Below are 19,824 nucleotides of genomic sequence, written 5' to 3'. Positions count from 1 at the left end.
CAGCCTGATTTTTTTGGCTGGGGGTGTTTTTTTGCCTGATTGTTAACGCATGGCTCCGTGCCAGATCCCACTGAACCCTCACGAACACCCAAGGTCGATTAGCTACACGGCTCACACGAGCCGATTGATTGGAGCTGACCCATGGATTTCATTCGCATCATCATCGCCATTCTGCTGCCGCCACTGGGGGTGTTTCTGCAAGTGGGCTTCGCCGGCGCGTTCTGGCTGAATATTCTGCTGACCCTGTGCGGTTACATCCCAGGCATCGTCCACGCGGTGTACATCATCGCCAAGCGTTAAGGCCCTCAGCCTTTCGCGATCAGGCGTGAGTTGCGCTCGTTGCGAAAGGCCAGTTGCTCGATGGTCTGGGTGGCGTGTTCGGCTTCTTCCCGCGCCTTGAGGATGAGGCCGTGATGCTCGGACTTGCTGCACACCGGGTCGGCATTGCTGGCATCTCCCGTGAGCATGAAGGCCTGGCAACGGCAGCCGCCGAAGTCCTTCTCTTTTTCGTCACATGAACGGCACGGCTCGGGCATCCAGTCGTAGCCGCGAAAGCGATTGAAGCCAAACGAGTCGTACCAGATGTGCTGCATGCTGTGGTCGCGCACATTGGGAAATTGCACCGGCATTTGTCGGGCGCCGTGACACGGCAGGGCAGTGCCGTCCGGCGTCACCGTCAGAAAGATACTGCCCCAGCCATTCATGCAGGCCTTCGGGCGTTCCTCGTAGTAATCCGGCGTCACGAAGATCAGTTTGCACGGGTGGCCTTCGGCTTCGAGCCTGGCGCGGTATTCATTGGTGATGCGCTCGGCGCGTACCAGTTGCTCCTGAGTCGGTAACAGACCCACACGATTGAGCTGCGCCCAGCCATAGAACTGGCAGGTGGCGAGTTCGACGAAGTCCGCTTCCAGGGCGATGCACAGCTCGATGATGCGGTCGATCTTGTCGATATTGTGCCGATGGGTGACGAAGTTGAGCACCATCGGGTAGCCGTGTGCTTTCACCGCGCGGGCCATTTCCAGCTTTTGCGTGAAGGCCTTTTTCGAGCCGGCCAGCAGGTTGTTCACCTGTTCGTCGCTGGCCTGGAAGCTGATCTGGATATGGTCCAGGCCGGCTTTCTTGAAGTCGCTGATCTTCTGCTCGGTCAGGCCGATGCCGGAGGTGATCAGGTTGGTATAGAAGCCTAGCCTGCGCGCCTCGCCGATCAGCTCGGCAAGGTCTTGTCGCACCAGCGGTTCACCGCCGGAAAACCCCAGTTGCGCGGCGCCCATCTCGCGGGCTTCGCGAAACACCTTGAACCATTGCTCGGTGCTCAGCTCTTTGCCCTGCTCGGCGAAGTCCAGCGGGTTGGAGCAGTACGGGCATTGCAGCGGGCAGCGGTAGGTCAGTTCGGCCAATAGCCAAAGCGGCAGGCCGATCGGCGGTTTTTCAGGCAAGGGTAATCCAGTGCTCTGCACGGGCGACCTCCATGAATTGCTCGATGTCGTCGCCCAGCTCAGGCACGCCGGGGAACTGTTCTTCGAGCGCGGCAATGATCGCCGCCACGTCGCGCTCTCCGTCGATCAAGCCACCAATCAGCGCGGCGCTGTCATTGAGCTTGATCATGCCTTCGGGGTAGAGCAACACATGGCCTTTCTGCGCGGGCTCGTACTGGTAGCGGTAGCCCTGGCGCCAGGTCGGTTTTCTGCTGCGATCAAAGGTCATAGGGTGATCCCTTTATGCCACACCCGCTGGTCGGTCACGCTGTGGTACGGCGGGCGGTTCAGTTCGTAGGCCATGCTCATGGCGTCCAGCATGCTCCATAGGATATCCAGTTTGAACTGGAGAATTTCCAGCATGCGCTCCTGGCCTTCGCGGGTGGTGTAGTGCTGCAGGGTGATTGCCAGGCCGTGTTCCACATCGCGGCGGGCCTGGCCCAGGCGAGTGCGAAAGTACTCGTAACCGGCCGGATCGATCCACGGATAATGCTGCGGCCAACTGTCGAGGCGCGACTGGTGGATCTGCGGCGCGAACAGTTCGGTCAGCGAGCTGCTGGCGGCCTCCTGCCAACTGGCGCGACGGGCGAAGTTGACGTAAGCGTCTACCGCAAACCGCACGCCGGGCAAGACCAGTTCCTGGGAGCGCAGTTGCTCGGGGTCCAGACCCACCGCCTGGCCCAGGCGCAGCCAGGCCTCGATGCCGCCGTCTTCACCCGGTGCGCCGTCGTGGTCGAGCATGCGCTGGATCCACTCGCGACGTATCTCACGGTCCGGGCAATTGGCCAGGATGGCGGCGTCCTTCAGCGGAATATTCACTTGGTAATAGAAGCGGTTGGCAACCCAGCCCTGGATCTGCTCGCGGGTGGCGCGGCCTTCATACATCGCCACATGGTAGGGGTGATGAATATGGTAGAAGGCGCCCTTGGCCCGCAGGGCCTGTTCGAAGGCGTCGCGCGTCATTGGTATGTCAGTCATTTGGCTAGCTCCTACAATTCAATGCTCATGCCGTCGTAAGCCACTTCCACATTGCGTCGCACCAGCTCGGCGCGCTCGGGGGAGTCTTCGTCGAGGATCGGGTTGGTGTTGTTGATGTGGATAAGTACCTTGCGCTGCGTTGGCAACTGCTCAAGCACTTCCAGCATGCCGCCGGGGCCGTTCTGTGCCAGGTGGCCCATCTCGCGCCCGGTGCGGGTGCCGACGCCCCGGCGTTGCATTTCGTCGTCGTCCCACATCGTGCCGTCCACCAGCAGGCAATCGCTGCCGGCCATGATGTCCAGCAATGGCGCATCGACCTTGCCCAGGCCCGGGGCGTAGAACAGTTTGCCGCCGGTGCGCAGGTCTTCGACGATCAGGCCGATGTTGTCGCCTGGGTGCGGGTCGAAGCGGTGCGGCGAGTAGGGCGGTGCCGCGCTGCGCAACGGCAGCGGGGTGAAACGCAGGTTGGGGCAGGACGGGATGGTGAAGCCGGCGTCCAGTTCGATGCGGTTCCAGGCCAGGCCGCCGTTCCAATGGGTCAGCATCGTGAACAGCGGAAAACCGGTGCTCAGGTCTTCATGGACCATGTCGGTGCACCAGACTTGATGCGGGCAGCCTTCGCGCAGGCTCAGCAGGCCGGTGGTGTGGTCGATCTGGCTGTCCATCAGGATGATTGCGCTGATGCCGGTGTCACGCAGGGCGCGGCCCGGTTGCATCGGCGCGAAGCCTTGCAGTTGCGCGCGAATATCCGGCGAGGCATTGCACAGCACCCAATTCACGCCATCGTCGGAGATTGCGATGGACGACTGGGTGCGCGCGTGGGCTCGTAGGCTGCCATCACGAAAACCTGCGCAGTTCACGCAATTGCAGTTCCACTGCGGGAAACCACCGCCGGCGGCGGAACCTAGAATCTGGACAAACATGATCGCTCCATCAAGCAAAGCTCAAAACAAAAACGCCCCGGGCGAACCGAGGCGTTGTCATACCCAGCCGATTAACGGCTGGCGAAGTACATGGTGACTTCGAAACCGATGCGCAGATCAGTGTAAGCAGGTTTGGACCAGGTCATATTCTTACTCCTACGAAGGGATGGGACGTTTACTACCAAGTAATACATATAGTCCACCTCCAGTCGGAGATGTTCAGATGTGTGCGTGGGAATGTTACGCAATTCTTTTCAAGTTAGCGCTGTCTTGGTGGAAAAAGGCTGTTGCAGGGTTGGCAATGATCAACCTTTAACCTTCCAGAGGTCCGTCGAAGGCGCGCCGTTGGCGACCCAGAGCCAGCCACCGACGGCGTCCTTCAGGTGCTGGGCGGCATGCTGCAAATCGGCGTAGGTGCAGGCATATAGATGTTGCTGGAGGCGCTCCAGGTAATCCGACGGATGGCCCGCCAGGTGCGCATGCCACAGCAGTTCCGCTGCTTGCGATGTCGGCAGCGTGTCGACGTTGAATTGCTGCGCCAGGGCCGTGTTGCCCAAGTCTGTATCGCGCTCGATCAGCGTAGGCACTTGCGCCAGGAAGCGGTGCAGGTGCTGCACAATTTCATCCAGAGACAGGTGCGGAGATTGCACACCAAACAACAGGCCGGTCTGCCCGTTGATCTGTCGGATACCGCTGAACACGGCGTAGCCGATTTGCTGTTCCACCCGCAAGCGTTGGTAAAACGGCCCCTGCACTCGATGAACAAGCAGGCGCCATGCGGCTTCATCCGCCAGGGAAAGACTGGGTGTCGGGCAGAACAGCAACAACGCGGCTTCGCTGGCGTCGGTTTTAACTGCATGCCACACGCACTGACCGTTGAGGTCACGGGGTTGGCGCTCAATGCCCGCCGGTTGCCCCGGCAAGCCGGCGGCAGCTGTTTTTATCAGCGCCTCGCATGTTGCCGGCAAGCCTATACCCAGCCCATGCCAACGGGCGGTATGCCAGGAAGCAGGCTGATGTGCGCGCTCGGCCGTGGTCTCTGCGCAGTAAGCGGGCAATGCTTTAAGCAATGCGCGAATGGCGAGCGGTGGTGGCGTGGTGTCGGGTGTTGGGTGCGCCTGCGTAAGGCTTTGCGCCAACGCTTCGAGTACCTTCGGCATGAGCGCGTGAAGCCCGACCATGCTGATCCGCCAATCGTGGCCGGTCGTTTCAAACGTTAACGCCAGCCCAGCCTGGCGAGCGTTTTCGCTCAAGACGTGCAACGCACCTTCCAGTCCGGACGGCGCGGGTGAGTCAAACCGCCAGTTCAGGTACAACGCGCCTTCCTGGCGGTCTGTGGGTACAGCCTGGTTGAAGGTCAGCGCGGATGCTTCCCGGCGACCCCGCGAGCGGTCCTGGGCAAAGGTACGCAAGCCGCGGTGGGCGCTGGTCTGGCCACGAATCAGGCCGGCACGCGGTTCTGTGTCGGAGGGGCGTAGGAAGGGGTTGTCGGGTGGCCGTTGCCACGTGTGCTTGGCGGCTGGCAGTTGCAGTGAATCCAGCAGCGTGTGCAGCGCCGCGATGCTGTGGTCTGACAGCGCTTCGCTGTCGTTGCGGGCCAGTGCCAGTGCGCCCTGAACCTGCCGCTGGCGCACGGTCACTCGGGCGAATTCCTCGCGCAGTGGCGTCCAGTCACTGTATGCGAAAAAGCTCAGCCAATCGTGCAGCAAGGCTTCAACCGGTGTGACCGATTCGCCTGGCTGGTTGAGGGTAAAGTCGATATCCAACAGCGCCTGCCCGGCGAAGTGGTAGAGCACGCTGGCATGTAACGCGGTGGCCATGCCTTGGGCTTGCAGTTCAGCCAGCAGCCCGCCGGGCGCCGGGTTGTTGAGCCAGGTGCACAGAAACTCCAAGGTTTCGCGTGGCGCGTTGCAGGCGATGACGTGGTGCAGTTGCTGGCCGGCGACATGGCGATAAGCCTGGGGCTGGCCGTCCATCAGGGCCGGTGGTGCGGCCTGTGGATGTCCAGATCCGGTGGGGATGATTTCGCCGAAGCGGTGCGCCAGGGCTTGGAGTTCGTCCAGCGGTTGGGGACCGGCTAGGCTCAATGTCATCTGCCCACTCTGGTAGAACTGTGCGTGAAATGCTCGCAAGGCTTGCTGAAAGGCTTCCGTTTCGACCGGCAGGCTGTCCCGGTTGCCGGCATGGAAGTTCCGAAGTGGATGACCGTTCGCGACACCTTCGAGCAATGCCACTTGCTGCTGGGCCTTGGCATCCCTCGACCAGGCGACAAACTCTGCCTGCAGCACTTCGCGCTCGCGTAGCTGATCGTCGAGTGCCAGGCGTGGTCGGGCGAGCATGTCCGCCAAGCGCTCCAGCCCTTGTGCAACGTTCGGCACCGGCAGTTCGAAGAAAAATTCGGTGATGCGCTCGCGGGTACTGGCGTTGACCTGTCCGCCATGCCGCTGCACGTAGGTCATCAGCCCTTCGCCTGTCGGAAAACGCTCGGTTCCCAGGAACAACAGGTGTTCCAGAAAATGCGCCAACCCCGGCCACGCCAAGGGCGCGTCATGACTACCGGCGGCCACCCGCACAACAGCGGCGCAGCGCTGTAAATGGGGCGCTGCGTGCAGGATGACACGCAGGCCATTGGCCAGAGTCAGAGTGGCAGAGTGAGGGTGGGCCGGGGCGGGCATGGGCACTTCCAGAACGTGGGAAGTGCCCATGCTAGCAAACCCGCGGGATCAGGGCTTGTGCAGCGTGCCGTACAACTCGGGGCGGCGGTCATGCAAATAGTCATTGGCGATGCGTGCGTCGAGGATTGCCTGGTGATCCACGGTGCCGACAATCAGGGCTTCATCCAGGCCTGCCAGGGCAATGCGCTCGCCATTCGGCGCTGCCAGGCTGCTTTGCCCGCAGTAGTGAATGTCCTCTTCGTTCCCGCAGTAGTTGGCATACGCCACGTAGCACTGGTTCTCGAACGCGCGCGCACGCACGGTAACGTCGGCGATAAAGTCGAACGGCGCCATATTGGCGGTGGGCACCAGAATCAGTTCAGCGCCGGCCAGGGCCAGGCGGCGGGCGTTTTCAGGGAACTCCAGGTCGTAGCAGATCAGCATCCCCAGCTTCCAGCCGTTGAGTTCCACCACCGGGAAATCATCCTCCCCGGCGCTGAACATCAAGTGGTCCAGGTCGCCGAACAAATGGGTCTTGCGGTAGTTGCACAGGCGCTGGCCGTTGGCGTCGATCAACTGCACGGCATTGTAGATATCCCCGTTTGCGGCGCGCTCCGGGTAGCCATAGAGGATGGCCAGGCGGGCGTTTTTCGCAAGCTCGGCAATCGCCTGCGCCGAGTCCCCGTCCTGCGCTTCGGCCAGGGCCCCGGCGGCTTCGGCACCGATGTTATAGCCGGTAAGAAACATCTCCGGCAGCACCAGCACATCGGCGCTGCCGGATGCCTCATGCGCCACGGTGTGCAGGCGCTTGAGGTTAGCCGCCACATCCAGCGGCAGGGGCGGGCATTGGTAGAGGGCGACACGCATGGCTTGGCTCCTTAATCGGCGAGGGCGATTGGCCCGATCTCGTCGAACACGTCACCTGGCCCTGGGTTTTCAGGATGAGTGCGGCCGCCGAAGTGATTCATGATGCCCCACACGGCATTCAACGAGGTCTGCACCGCGCCTTCCACCCAGGCGGGTGTCCAGGACACATCATCGCCGGCGATGAAAATCCCGCGTTGTTCGGCAGGCATGTCCTTTTGCATGAAGTGCGCGTACATGCGCTGGTTATAGCGATAGTGACCGGGCAGCGCGCCCTTGAAGGCACCGAGGAAGTGTGGATCGGCCTCCCAGGACACGGTGATTGGGTCGCCGATGATGCGGGCTTTGATATCGACTTTCGGATAGATCTTGCTCAGCGCGTCGAGGGCCAGTTTCACCCGCTTATCGATTGGCTGCGGGAGCATTTTCAGTGCGTCGCTCATCCACGAGTACGACAGGCAGATCACGCCAGGTTTGTCGTCGCCGTTATCGAACAGGTAGGTACCGCGAGTCAGGCGATCGGTGAGGGTCATGCTCATCAGGTCGCGGCCCGTTTCAGGGTCTTTGTCTTTCCAGAACGGGCGGTCGACCATCACGAAGGTTTTCGAGGACTGCATGTAGCGGGTGCGGTCGAGGGCCATCCACATTTTTTGCGAGAACAGCGTTTCATCGCACTCGATCTGGGTGGTCAGCAGCCAGCTCTGGCAAGTGGTGAGCACAGCCGCGTATTCGCGAGTATCGCCGTAGGTGTCGGTGACGGCAAAGCGGCCGTCGGCGGCGTGGGCAATGCGCTTGACCCCGGCCCGTGGCGCACCACGGTGCAGCGAACTGAGGCTGGTGCCCGCCGGCCAGTGGGCGCAACGCTGCGGCACATGGCGCCAGATGCCCATGGGCACCTGGGCCACGCCGCCGACCACCAGATGCTGGTGATCGTCGCAGTTGGTCATCACTACGCGGAAGATCTCCAGCATTGAGTTGGGGAAGTCCGAGTCCCAGCCGCCGGTGCCGAAACCGACCTGGCCGAACACTTCCCGGTGGTGGAACGACAACTTGGCGAAGGCTTTGGAGGTGGCGACGAAATCGTAGAAGGTGCGGTCGTCCCACAACGGCACCAGCTTATTCCACAGGGCCTTGAGGCGTGGCACGTCGCGGTCGCGGATGGCTTGCTGGATATCGCCGAACTGCGAGCCGGCCTCCAGCGCATCGGCCCAGGCGTCAGCCACTTCCTGAAACAGGGCTGGCAGATCCGACAGTTTCTGTGCGTAGTGGGTCTGGCCTTCGAGGTCGATCACGGTACTGCCGGAGGCGGGCGTCAGTGGGTTGGGGAATGGTTTGGTGTCCAGCCCCAGCTTGTCCACGTAGTGGTAGAACGCGGTGGACGACACCGGGAAGCGCATGCCGCCGAGTTCGGCGATGATACCTTCGGCCCCTTCAAACGCCTGGGAGCGCAGGCGTCCGCCCATCTTCGAGGCTTCGTACACCACGGGTTTGAGGCCCAGCTTCATCAGCTCGTACGCCGCGACCAGCCCGGCGATGCCCGCCCCCACGATCGCCACTTCGGCGCCATGCTGTTCAGCCGGGATGCTGCCCAGGCCGGCGGGGTGTTCGATCCAGTCATCGAAGGCAAACGGGAAGTCCGGGCCAAAAATGGTGATGGGTTTTTTCCCGTCTGCGGGGTGGCGATGGGGCTTGCTGACAGTGCTCGACGGAATGCTCATGGCTGACCTTACTGAAGGCTCGGCGGGACGCGACCCGCTGAGTATAGGAAAAGATGGCAGCCAGTTTAGGCAGCGTTGCGCTCGTTAATAAGGCGCAATGTGTCGTCGAATTGGCTTCATTTCAGTCGATATGACGAAACGTTCGGTCAGATTGGCTGACCGCGATCCAATTTGTTACTGAGGATGATCGAGGTGGTGGTTTTCTCGACCCCGTCGACGCTACCGATCTGGTCCAGCAGTTGGTCCAGCTGCTCCGGCGAATCGGTACGCAGCCAGGCCACGTAATCGAACTCGCCGCTCACCGCGCACAGCTGTTGCACCTGGGCCATGGCGCTAAGCCTGCGCAGCACTTCTTTACCGGAGCGCGGCTGTACGGTGATGCCGACATAAGCCTGCAGGCCGCCATCCACCACGCGCTGGCCCAGGCGCACGCCATAACCGGTGATCACTTGGGTTTTTTCCAGGCGCGCCAGGCGCGAGGTGACCGTGGTACGCGCAATGCCTAAGCGCCTGGCCAGCATGGCCACGCTTTCGCGGGCGTTGATCTGCAGCGCAGCGATCAGCTGGCGATCGATTTCATCCAGGACAGACAAGGGCAGAACTCCGTGGGGCAGCGATGGATGCGCATGTTACAGACTTGCATCGGCGGCAGGCAGCGCGCGAACAGTGGGGGAACTGGCAAATCGGGTGGGCTGTAGTTCAAGGCGTTCAGGGATATTGGGCAGTTGTTTGCCAAGTGAGATGTGGACGTTTTTGCAAGGAATCAGGTTTTTAGAGATTGATTGCCCGCGACTTTCCAACTGCCAGAAACGCGAAAGCCGCGCAATGCGCGGCTTTGGAGTTGGTGGGCCCACACGGACTTGAACCGTGGACCAAAGGATTATGAGTCCTCTGCTCTGACCAACTGAGCTATAGGCCCTTAACAGGTCGCGGATTATAACGATGGTTTCCTCGCTGTGCTATCCGAAAAGTCCTCAACCTTCATACGAAGGAAGGTTGCGGCGAAAAGTGCTGGCGGCAGAGGCAGGCTGACGATGTAGCCTTGCATTTGTTCGCAGCCTTCATCGGCCAGAAAGGCTTGCTGTGCGGGGTTTTCCACGCCCTCGGCGATGATGGTGAATTGCATGCTGTGGCCCAGGGCGATGATGGCGCGCACGATGGCGGCGTCATGGGTGTCGTCGGGCAGGCCGCGGACGAAGGATTGATCGATTTTCAGGAAGTCCAACGGCAGGCGTTTGAGGTAGCTGAGGGAGGAGTACCCGGTGCCGAAGTCATCGATCGCCAGTTGGACGCCCAGGCGCTTGAGTTCGTGCAGTACGTCGAGGGCTTCTTCGGCCTGGCTCATGATGAAGTTTTCGGTGATCTCCAGTTGCAGGCAGCCTGGCTCCAGGCGGTAGTCGCGCAGTAACTGTTCGATGCGCGGCAGCAGCTTGGGGTGGCGCAGTTGTGCGCCGGCGAGGTTGACCGACAGCGGGCCGAAATCGTCGAAAGTGCCTTGCCAGGCGTGAAGCTGGCGGCAGGCCTGCTCCAGCACCCAATCGCCGATCTGCAGGATCATGCCGTTTTCTTCCGCAAGGGGGATGAAATGTTCGGGCGGCACGTCGCCGAAGGTCGGGTGGTGCCAGCGGATCAAGGCTTCGGCGCCGATCAGCGCGTGGGTCTTGAGGCACAGTTTGGGTTGGTAGTAGAGGCTGCATTCGTTGCGTTCGATGGCGCGACGAAGTTCTTGTTCCAGGGCGACGCGCTCCTTGGCCTGTGCGGTGAGGTCGCGGGTGTAGCTTTCAACCCGGTTGCGCCCCTTGGCTTTGGAGCGGTACATCGCGGCGTCGGCGTTCTTGACCAGAGTGGCGACGTCGGTGCCGTCCTGCGGGTAGAGACTGGTGCCGATGCTGGCACTGATAAAGAACTCGTGCTCGCCGGCCTGGAATGGCGGGGTGAAGCACGCCAACAGTTTATTGGCCAGGTGCTCGGCATCGCTGGGGTGTTGCAGGCCGGGCAGCAGGATGATGAATTCGTCGCCGCCCAGGCGCGCGACGGTGTCGATGTCCCGCAGTTGCTCTTTGAGGCGCAGGGCGATGTCCTTGAGCAACAGGTCGCCAACGGGATGGCCGAGGCTGTCGTTGATGTGCTTGAAGCGGTCGAGGTCGAGAAACAGCACCGCGCCCTGTTTGCCGGTTTCCTGCTGGCCGTTCAACGCGGCCTGCAGGCGGTTTTCAAACAGTGTGCGGTTGGGCAGACCGGTGAGGGGGTCGTGGTGCGCCTGGTAGTCGAGGCGGGCCTGGGCGAGTTTGAGGCTGGAGATATCGGCGAATACCGCGACAAAATGCGTCACCTGGTCGCCGTTACGCACGGCGCTGATGGTCAGCCAACTCGGGTATAGCTCACCGTTCTTACGGCGGTTGGAGATCTCGCCTTGCCAGTGTCCATAGGCGGTCAACTGGTGCCACATGGCGGCATAGAAGGCGCTGTCGTGCAGCCCTGATGCCAGCAGCCTCGGCGTTTCGCCAAGCGCTTCGGCCTCGCTGTAGCCCGTGATCTCGCTGAAGGCGCGGTTGACGGCGCTGATGTTTTGCCGGGTGTCGGTGATCAGCACGCCCTCGGCGGTGCTCTCGAATACGGTAGCGGCCTGTTGCAGCTTTTCCTGCATCAATTGGCGCTCGGTGATATCCCGGGCGATGGTGAGCATGCAGTCCTCGTCACCGATGGGCAGCGGGCGGCTGGACAATTCGCACAGGCGTATCAGCCCGTCGGCCCGGCGGATGTGGCAGATGAAGTCACGCACAAACCCGTCGCGCCGCATCAGTTCCAGCAGATGTTTGCGCTCGTTGAGGTCGACCCAGATGCCCAGTTCCAATGCGGTCTGGTCAATCGAAGTGGCAGCGGTGAAACCGGTAATGCGGCTGAAACCCTCGTTGACCTCGATCAGCAGCCCGTCGCGCTGGCGGCTCAGCAGTAAACCGTCGGGCGAGGCATGAAAGGCCTTGGCGAATTTCTCCTCGGAGGTCTGCAGTTGTTGCTGGGTTTCCTTCAACTGGCTGATGTCGCGCACCACTACCACGATGGCTTCCACCGTATCGAGCTGGAACGGTTCGGCGGACACCAGCCCGGTGAAGGCATGGCCATTGCTGCGTCGGAACGCCATTTCCAGGTTGCGAATGCTGGTGGTTTGTACGCGATGCAGCAGGTCGGGGCCTGCTTGGTCAACACCCCAGATATTCAGGTCAGTGGCGGTTTTGCCCAGCACGTCGGCGGCGCTTAAACCGATCTGGTCTTCAAACGCTTTGTTGACCTCCAGCAGGCAGCCATCGCTCAGGCGTGCGATTACCAGAATGTCGGGGCATTGCTGGAACACCGAGGCGAACTTCTGTTCGGAGCGTTGCAAGGCCTCCTCGGTGCGCTTGGCCTCGCTGATATCAATCATCAAGCCACGAAGTACCGGCTCATGGCCGTGCTCGATCAGGCTGACGATATCGCGCACCCACAGGCAGCGGCCGTCGGCGGTGATCACTCGGTAATCGACGCTGTGATCGCGATTGGCACGGGTTTCGCGCCAGCAATAAGCTTCGGCGCGGGTGAGGTCTGCGGGGTGGATGATGTTGCGCCAGAAGCCGGGTATCAGCCAATGGGCGCGTGGATAACCGAGCAGTTCTTCGGCGTGGGGAGACACGTAGCTGTAGGTGAAGTCGGTAATGCTGGCTTCCCAGGCGATGGCGGACAGACTTTCTACCAGGCCACGGTAATGATATTCGCTGCTGCGCAGCTCCTGTTCGAGTGCGACACGGCGGGAAATTTCCGAGCTGAGCCGACGATTGATTCGGATGACGATGACCAATACGGTGCTGAGCAGCAGTAGCGCCGGCACGCCGTATAACAGCAGATCGCTCCAGAACGTGCGGTTATCCGAGAAGTTGCCAACCCAGTGGTGCTGGATTGCGTTGGTTTCGTCCAGGCTGAGGTTGGCCAGCACTTTATCGAGGATACCCACCAATAGCTTGTCTTCGCTTGGTACCCCCATCGCCAGTTGATAGCGGTAGGGCGTTTCACCACTGACGTAAAGGCCTTCAAGTTTGAGTTCGCGCAGGCTCCAGACACTGGACGCGAGGTCGCTGACAACGGCGTCCACTTTTCCGGTGGCCAGAGCCTGCAGGGTGGAGCTGACGTTGGGCATGGCCACCAGATTCAGGTCAGGGTGATGGGTGCGCAGCAGTTCGTGGGGGGCGTAGCTGTCCACTACGGCGATTTTCAGCCCGTAGAGGTCTTTGAGGTTTCGCGGTCGCGCTCCGCCTTCATGGGCGAGAATGACCATCGGAAAGTCGATATAGGGCCGGGTAAAGGCCAGGTATTTCTGGCGCTCGGGCGTAGACATGACGCCGGGGACAAGATCGAGTTGATTGTGTCGGGCCAGCTCCAGCACCATGCCCCAGCGCGGTGGTTCGATCAGTTTGACCTTGACGCCCAGGCGATCCTGGATCAGTCGCACATAGTCGGCGGCGAGACCTTGATAATGCCCATTCTCGTCACGGTATTCGAAAGGTGGCCACGAAGTGTCCACGCCAAGGCGCAGCTCCTGATGGTCCGCCAACCAGGCACGCTCTTGATCGGTGAGAGTCAACGCGCCAGCCGTTGCGGTCCAGATCAGCAGCGACAGTAGTATCACGGTCGGCAAACTGGGCATAACGGTCTCGTTATGGCACGGGGAATTGTTTCGAGTGTAGACGGGCATTTCGCAGGAGGGGTGTCGCGGGGATTTTTATCTGGGCAAAACAAAACCCCCGGCCTGGGCCGGGGGTTCTGGGATCACTCGTCGAGGAAGGAGCGAAGATGCTCGCTTCGCGTCGGGTGACGCAACTTGCGCAACGCCTTGGCTTCGATCTGACGGATCCGCTCGCGGGTTACGTCAAACTGCTTACCGACTTCCTCAAGGGTGTGGTCGGTATTCATGTCGATGCCGAAACGCATGCGCAGTACCTTGGCTTCACGGGCTGTGAGGCCGGACAGTACGTCGCGGGTGGCTTCCTTGAGGCTCTCAACGGTGGCGACATCGATGGGCGACTGCATGGTCGAATCTTCGATGAAGTCACCCAGATGGGAGTCTTCGTCATCACCGATCGGGGTTTCCATGGAGATCGGCTCTTTAGCGATCTTCAACACCTTGCGGATTTTATCCTCAGGCATTTCCATGCGTTCGCCCAGCTCTTCCGGGGTCGGTTCGCGACCCATTTCCTGCAGCATCTGACGGGAAATACGGTTGAGCTTGTTGATGGTCTCGATCATGTGCACCGGAATACGGATGGTGCGGGCCTGGTCGGCAATCGAGCGAGTGATCGCCTGACGGATCCACCAGGTGGCATAAGTCGAGAACTTGTAGCCGCGACGGTATTCGAACTTGTCCACAGCCTTCATCAAACCAATGTTGCCTTCCTGGATCAGATCGAGGAATTGCAGGCCACGGTTGGTGTACTTCTTGGCGATGGAGATCACCAGACGCAGGTTTGCTTCAACCATCTCTTTCTTCGCGCGGCGGGCCTTGGCCTCACCGATCGACATGCGACGGTTGATGTCCTTGATCTCGGCAATCGTCAGCCCGGTCTCGGCCTCAAGCGCGCTCAGCTTCTGCTGGCAACGAATGATGTCCGGCTGCAGGCGGCCGATGGCTTCGGCGTACTTCGCCTTGCCCTTGGCCAGAGCGTCGGTCCAGCTTTCGTCCACTTCATTGCCCGGGAACTGGCGCAGGAAGTCGGCACGCGGCATGCGTGCATCACGCACACAAAGCTGCATGATTGCTCGCTCTTGAGCACGCAAGCGCTCAAGGGCGCTGCGAACGCGCTCAACCAGGCCTTCGAATTGCTTAGGCACCAGCTTGATGGGCATGAACAGCTCAGCCAATGCCAGCAGCTCGGCGATAGCCTGCTTATTGGCGCGACCGTGCTTTTTCAAGGCCTTGCGGGTGATTTCCATTTGATCGGAAACCGCACCGAAACGCTGAGCCGCGATCACCGGGTCCGGACCGCTTTCGACTTCTTCTTCGTCGTCGCTGCTGGCTTCAGCCTCGTCGTCGTCGGTGTCGTCGTCCGCCTTGGCGGCCTTGGCGTCGACAGGCGGCGGAACTTCGGCAGCTGGCGGCGCAATGCCGTCGTCCGGGTCGATATAACCGCTCAGGACGTCGGAGAGGCGGCCACCTTCGGTGGTTACGCGGGTGTACTCGGAGAGAATGTGGTCAACCGTGCCGGGGAAGTGCGCAATTGCGCCCATCACTTCGCGGATGCCCTCTTCGATACGCTTGGCGATTTCGATTTCGCCTTCGCGTGTCAGCAGCTCGACGGTGCCCATTTCACGCATATACATGCGCACAGGGTCCGTCGTGCGACCGATATCGGTCTCCACCGCAGCCAACGCGGCGGCAGCTTCTTCAGCGGCGGCTTCGTCGGTATCGGCGTCGGCCAGCATAAGGGAATCCTTATCTGGCGCAGTTTCGAATACGTTGATCCCCATGTCGTTAATCATGCGGATGATGTCTTCCACCTGCTCTGGATCTGAAATATCCTCAGGCAGGTGGTCGTTGACCTCCGCGTAAGTCAGGTAACCCTGCTCACGACCAAGAAGAATCAACTCTTTGATACGAGACTGCTGTTGCGCTTTTCCGGACATAACACCCTATCCACTGAAGGTCTTGGCGGGCAAAAAACAAGCCGAGGATTATACCCGAGCTATGACCTCACACGCCAGCTGAGGTCGGGTTTGATGCGGAAACATTCTGTTTTAAGAGGTCGCGCATCTGTTTTGCTATCTGAATCTGCTCTTCAGCCGATAATCCAGGCTGCCTTGCTCTCTTGATAAGTTCGTCGAGGGTCTGCGTGTGCTGGCCCGCGGATAACCTAGTAATGGTGTCTAAAAACTGTTGTTCAAGGTTTTCGCCGTCAATTAGCCACTCCTTTTCCGCGAGTGCCTTCAATAATCGACCCTGTTCGGTGCCATGCCATCTTGCCATCAGCTGAATGGAGTTTAGCCTGGGGTTTTTCTGCACCGCCTCGATCAAAGCGATCAGTACCTGCGCGTAAGTGTTGCTCTCGTTGGCAAAGTGCTCGGCACTGTCAACTTTGCCCGCCAGTTGCGGGTGATGAATAAGCGTGCGCAGTGCAATCAGCGTAGGCGCTTCCACCGCGACCGGTGTGCGCGGGGCATAGGCTTCATCTCGATCGCCACGCTTGCCGTTCTTGCTCCAGGGTTTTTTGTTGTCCCATTTCTTGCCGCCGGCGCCGGGCTTCTTCGCCGTCCACTCCTGCTGGGGCGCATAGGCGTCTTGCTGTGGATGAAAATCGGCATAGTCCGGCATGGCGTCGTAGTCCATGCCTGGGTCGTAGGCGGGCGGGGCGTCCTGTGGCGCGCTCTGCACCAGCTGACTCACGGCCTCGCCGCTCAAACCGGTAATTTCCAGCAGGCGCTGACGCATCAGTGTGCGCAGGTTGGCGCCGGGCACCTTGTCGATCAGCGGCGCCGCGAGGGTCGCCATGTGGGCCTTGCCTTCAAGGGAGCGTGGGTCGGCTTCTTCGGTCAGTTGCTGGAAAAAATAATCCGCCAGCGGCTGCGCGTGCTGGTTGATTCGTGCACGGAAGGCGTCGGTGCCTTCTGAGCGCACCAGGGTGTCCGGATCCTCGCCTTCGGGAAGGAACAGGAAGCGCGCGCGACGCCCGTCCTGCAGGCTCGACAGCGTGGCCTCAAGCGCTCGCCACGCGGCGTTACGGCCGGCCTGGTCGCCATCGAAGCAGAACAGGACGCTGGGCACCACGCGAAACAGGCGCTTCATGTGCTCTTCGCTGGTGGCGGTACCCAAGGTAGCGACGGCGTTGCGCAAGCCTTGCTGAGCGAGGGCTATCACGTCCATGTAGCCTTCAACCACGATGATTTCGTCAAGGTTGCGGTTGTTCTTGCGCGCTTCGAACAGCCCGTAAAGTTCCTGGCCCTTGTGGAATACCGGGGTTTCCGGGGAGTTCAGGTATTTAGGCTTGTCGTCACCCAGCACGCGGCCACCAAAGGCGATGGTGCGGCCGCGACTGTCGCGGATCGGAAACATCACGCGGTCGCGGAAGCGGTCATAGCGCTTGCCGGTCTCGGCGTTTTCCACCAATAGGCCAGCATCGATCATGGCTTTCTGTTGCAGGGTGTCGCTGCTCAAGTGTTTGTACAGGTTATCCCAGCCCGGCGGTGCAAAGCCAAGGCCGAAGTCGCGGGCGATTTCACCCGTGAGGCCGCGCCCCTTGAGGTACTCGACGGCCGCTTTGCGCTGCGGATGGCTTTTAAGCGCTTGACGATAAAAGTCGGCAGCGGCCGTCAGCAACGGGTACAGCGGCGAGTCGGTGGGTTGTCGTGGTTTGTGCGAACGGCCGCTTTCTTCGCGGGGGATTTCCATGCCGGCGGCTTTGGCCAGTTCCTCGACGGCCTGGGGGAAGTCCAGGTTGTCGTGGTCCATGATAAAGCCAAGGGCATTACCGCCTGCGCCGCAGCCAAAGCAGTAATAGAACTGCTTGTCGGGGCTGACGCTGAACGAGGGGGTCTTTTCTTTGTGGAACGGGCAGCAGGCGGTGTAGTTCTTGCCCGCCTTCTTCATTTGCAGGCGCGAGCTGACCACATCGACGATGTCGGTGCGGTTCAGAAGGTCGTCAATAAAGCTCTGGGGAATCAGCCCGGCCATGGCGTTCTCGTCATCACTGCGTGTAAATGAGGGCCCATGAAGTATTCAAGCGCACGTCATGCGGGCTTGATCATCAATTATCTGTTTGGACTGTCAGGAAGTGTATCTGCCGAACATTCGCTGACGTTAGTGTCTATCAGTCTTCGGCTTTGAAATGTTGCCCAGGCATCCGGTCTTGACCCATGGCAGGCCTCGGAAGCTCGGTGGTGGGCACAGCCGACGCAGTTGATCGCCTGTTTATAAAATAAGTGTGCTCGTCAGTAGCCTTGTAAGGCTCGTCAGAAGAGACGCGCACCGCTGGCAGAAGAGCCAGTCCTGACGTGTGAAGCAGTGTCTCGGTCGCGTGTGCGGCGTCGACGATGAAGCATCAAGCGATATCCGCAAATGCCATTAGCCCGGCTGAGGGCCGGGCTTGGCAGAAGCTTGCTACGATCGTCTGTGTATTAGTACAGACGAACGGCGCGGCGCTGTTCGCGCTGAACTTTCTTGGCGTGACGCTTAACAGCGGCTGCTGCCTTACGCTTACGCTCAGAAGTTGGCTTCTCGTAAAATTCGCGGCTACGAACTTCAGCCAGTACACCGGCTTTTTCGCAGGAGCGCTTGAAACGACGCAGAGCTACGTCGAAGGGTTCGTTCTCTTTAACTTTGACGGCTGGCATCCAGAGCTACCTTCTTTCATTACCGGGATCAACGTTCTCGTCGCAAACAATTCACGGCTGAGGTCGTCGGTTTTTAAGGGTTGCGGATGTTAACCCCTCATTGCCTGGAATGCAAAGCCTCTGATCGAAAACCGCTAGTCGGGAGGTGGAGCGGCGACTATTATGCGCGCCTTCGAATTCAGCCTCTACAAGGCGCAAACCCATGCTAGTACTGGGACTTGAAACCTCCTGCGACGAAACCGGCGTCGCCCTTTACGACAGTGAACGCGGGCTTCTGGCCGATGCACTGTTCAGTCAGATCGACTTGCACCGCGCCTATGGCGGCGTGGTGCCGGAGCTCGCCAGCCGTGATCACGTCAAGCGCATGCTGCCGTTGATTCGCCAGGTGCTGGATGAGGCCGGTTGCGTGCCCACCGAGATCGATGCGATTGCCTACACGGCCGGCCCCGGATTGGTCGGAGCCCTGCTGGTTGGGGCCTCTTGCGCCCAGGCGCTGGCATTCGCCTGGGGCATTCCGGCACTCGGTGTGCACCATATGGAAGGTCATTTACTGGCACCCATGTTGGAAAAAACACCGCCACAGTTCCCGTTCGTCGCTTTGTTGGTGTCGGGCGGGCATACGCAGCTGGTTCAGGTGGATGGCATCGGCCAATACACGCTACTCGGCGAGTCCCTGGATGACGCGGCCGGCGAAGCCTTTGACAAGACTGCCAAGATGATGGGCCTCAATTACCCCGGCGGTCCGGAGATCGCACGCCTCGCCGAAAAGGGCGTCGCCGGCCGCTACACCTTCCCGCGCCCGATGTGCGATCGCCCAGGCCTGATGTTCAGCTTCAGCGGCCTGAAAACCTCCGCACTCAACACCTGGCAGCAAAGCCTCGGCGCCGGGGACGACAGCGAGCAAGTCCGTTGCGACATCGCACTGGCGTTCCAGCAGGCCGTGGTGGAGACTTTGACCATCAAGTGCAAGCGCGCCCTCAAGGAGGCGGGCATGAAGCGTCTGGTGATCGCCGGCGGCGTCAGCGCCAACAAGGCGTTGCGCAGTTCCCTGGAGAAAATGCTCGGCGATATGAACGGCGATGTGTTCTATGCCCGACCTGAATTCTGCACGGATAACGGCGCGATGATCGCCTACGCCGGTTGTCAGCGGTTACAGGCGGGGCAGCATGAAAGCCTGGCGATCAGCGTGCAGGCGCGTTGGCCGATGGAGCAGCTGTCGCCGTTGTAGGACACGAGGTGCGTCGGTATTTAAAAATGCCGTTCGCGCCCGGCAAACAGGTCGCGTAGATTGCCGCGATGGCGCCAGACGATCAGCAGCGTCAGCACGCTCATGGGTAACAGCGCCGCCGGCTCCTGCCAGGCCAGCAGTGGCAGGGTCAGGGGCGTGGCGATCAGCGCGGCCAGCGAGCTGGTGCGGGTCAAGTAAAACGTCAGCAGCCAGGCCAGTACGGCCAGCAGCGCGGCGGGTGGGTAGATCCCCAGCAGCATGCCGGCCGCCGTGGCGACGCCTTTGCCGCCGCGAAAGCGAAAGTACAATGGAAACAGATGGCCGAGGACGGCGCATACGCCCACCCAGGCCTGCTGTTGCAGGGTGAGGCCGGCGAGGCTGGCGATCAGAACGGGTAACAAGCCTTTGCAGACGTCGCCCAGCAACGTCAGTACGGCGAGCTTCTTGCCGGCCAGGCGCAGCATATTGGTAGCGCCGGCATTGCCGGAGCCACCCATTCGCGGATCGGGGTTACCTGTCAGGCGGCTGAGCAAAATGGCGAAGGACAGCGAGCCGAGCAGGTAGGCGAGAATCGCCAGTGACCAAAACATGCTAACTATTCCGGGCGAGGACGCCCTGATTCTAACGGGGCATCGC

The 19,824-nt window shown here is 60.7% G+C and carries 16 protein-coding genes and 1 tRNA gene; 2 read left to right on the top strand and 15 right to left on the bottom strand.

Annotation, left to right across the window (positions count from 1 at the left end; genetic code table 11):
* Positions 1–141 precede the first annotated feature (141 nt).
* Complete coding sequence (locus PSH94_RS23345) at positions 142–300, top strand: YqaE/Pmp3 family membrane protein (protein WP_007904205.1); 159 nt, start codon at positions 142–144, stop codon at positions 298–300.
* A gap of 5 nt (positions 301–305) precedes the next feature.
* Here PSH94_RS23345 and pqqE read toward each other — a convergent pair whose 3' ends face one another.
* The 14 genes from pqqE to rpsU form a co-directional block, all read right to left on the bottom strand.
* Positions 306–1,436 carry a pyrroloquinoline quinone biosynthesis protein PqqE gene (pqqE, locus tag PSH94_RS23340; RefSeq protein WP_181080215.1) on the bottom strand — a complete coding sequence of 377 codons (1,131 nt, stop codon included), beginning with the start codon at positions 1,434–1,436 and terminating at the stop codon, positions 306–308.
* Positions 1,429–1,704, bottom strand: a complete 276-nt coding sequence (gene pqqD / locus PSH94_RS23335) for a pyrroloquinoline quinone biosynthesis peptide chaperone PqqD (RefSeq protein ID WP_305435876.1) — start codon at positions 1,702–1,704, stop codon at positions 1,429–1,431. The genes pqqE and pqqD overlap by 8 nt, the downstream gene beginning before the upstream one ends.
* Positions 1,701–2,453, bottom strand: coding sequence for a pyrroloquinoline-quinone synthase PqqC (pqqC, locus tag PSH94_RS23330; protein ID WP_305435875.1), 753 nt, complete (start codon positions 2,451–2,453; stop codon positions 1,701–1,703). The genes pqqD and pqqC overlap by 4 nt, the downstream gene beginning before the upstream one ends.
* 11 nt (positions 2,454–2,464) lie before the next feature.
* The gene (pqqB, locus tag PSH94_RS23325; protein WP_253509618.1) at positions 2,465–3,376 is read right to left on the bottom strand and encodes a pyrroloquinoline quinone biosynthesis protein PqqB; all 912 of its coding nucleotides are present in this window, start codon (positions 3,374–3,376) and stop codon (positions 2,465–2,467) included.
* A gap of 71 nt (positions 3,377–3,447) precedes the next feature.
* Positions 3,448–3,522 carry a pyrroloquinoline quinone precursor peptide PqqA gene (pqqA, locus tag PSH94_RS23320; protein WP_003194766.1) on the bottom strand — a complete coding sequence of 25 codons (75 nt, stop codon included), beginning with the start codon at positions 3,520–3,522 and terminating at the stop codon, positions 3,448–3,450.
* Positions 3,523–3,681: 159 nt separating this feature from the next.
* Complete coding sequence (pqqF, locus tag PSH94_RS23315; RefSeq protein ID WP_305437749.1) at positions 3,682–6,051, bottom strand: pyrroloquinoline quinone biosynthesis protein PqqF; 2,370 nt, start codon at positions 6,049–6,051, stop codon at positions 3,682–3,684.
* Between the two features lie 48 nt (positions 6,052–6,099).
* Positions 6,100–6,897 (bottom strand): carbon-nitrogen hydrolase family protein, encoded by a 798-nt coding sequence (locus PSH94_RS23310; RefSeq protein WP_305435874.1) that lies wholly within the window; start codon positions 6,895–6,897, stop codon positions 6,100–6,102.
* An 11-nt stretch (positions 6,898–6,908) separates the two neighbouring features.
* Complete coding sequence (locus tag PSH94_RS23305) at positions 6,909–8,612, bottom strand: NAD(P)/FAD-dependent oxidoreductase (RefSeq protein ID WP_181080219.1); 1,704 nt, start codon at positions 8,610–8,612, stop codon at positions 6,909–6,911.
* Positions 8,613–8,758: 146 nt separating this feature from the next.
* A complete protein-coding gene (locus PSH94_RS23300) occupies positions 8,759–9,205 on the bottom strand; it encodes an Lrp/AsnC family transcriptional regulator (protein WP_181080220.1) in 447 nt (148 codons plus the stop codon).
* A 249-nt stretch (positions 9,206–9,454) separates the two neighbouring features.
* Positions 9,455–9,531 (bottom strand) — tRNA-Ile (locus PSH94_RS23295).
* 15 nt (positions 9,532–9,546) lie between these two features.
* Positions 9,547–13,287, bottom strand: a complete 3,741-nt coding sequence (locus PSH94_RS23290) for a bifunctional diguanylate cyclase/phosphodiesterase (RefSeq protein ID WP_305435873.1) — start codon at positions 13,285–13,287, stop codon at positions 9,547–9,549.
* Between the two features lie 122 nt (positions 13,288–13,409).
* Positions 13,410–15,260, bottom strand: coding sequence for an RNA polymerase sigma factor RpoD (rpoD, locus tag PSH94_RS23285; protein ID WP_181080222.1), 1,851 nt, complete (start codon positions 15,258–15,260; stop codon positions 13,410–13,412).
* A gap of 67 nt (positions 15,261–15,327) precedes the next feature.
* On the bottom strand, positions 15,328–17,301 hold the full coding sequence (gene dnaG / locus PSH94_RS23280; RefSeq protein WP_305435872.1) for a DNA primase: 1,974 nt from the start codon (positions 17,299–17,301) through the stop codon (positions 15,328–15,330).
* 443 nt (positions 17,302–17,744) lie between these two features.
* Complete coding sequence (gene rpsU / locus PSH94_RS23275) at positions 17,745–17,960, bottom strand: 30S ribosomal protein S21 (RefSeq protein ID WP_002551877.1); 216 nt, start codon at positions 17,958–17,960, stop codon at positions 17,745–17,747.
* A gap of 202 nt (positions 17,961–18,162) precedes the next feature.
* Here rpsU and tsaD point away from each other — a divergent pair, with 202 nt between their 5' ends.
* Positions 18,163–19,188 (top strand): tRNA (adenosine(37)-N6)-threonylcarbamoyltransferase complex transferase subunit TsaD, encoded by a 1,026-nt coding sequence (gene tsaD / locus PSH94_RS23270; RefSeq protein WP_305435871.1) that lies wholly within the window; start codon positions 18,163–18,165, stop codon positions 19,186–19,188.
* 20 nt (positions 19,189–19,208) lie between these two features.
* Here the strand turns inward: tsaD and plsY are convergent, their stop codons facing one another.
* Positions 19,209–19,778, bottom strand: a complete 570-nt coding sequence (gene plsY / locus PSH94_RS23265; protein ID WP_034101082.1) for a glycerol-3-phosphate 1-O-acyltransferase PlsY — start codon at positions 19,776–19,778, stop codon at positions 19,209–19,211.
* Positions 19,779–19,824: the final 46 nt, after the last annotated feature.

This window comes from Pseudomonas sp. FP2254, assembly GCF_030687695.1.
GTDB lineage: Bacteria > Pseudomonadota > Gammaproteobacteria > Pseudomonadales > Pseudomonadaceae > Aquipseudomonas > Aquipseudomonas quebecensis.
The sequence above is the reverse complement of the archived record's forward strand: the minus strand, read 5'-3'. Positions and strand labels throughout refer to the sequence as shown.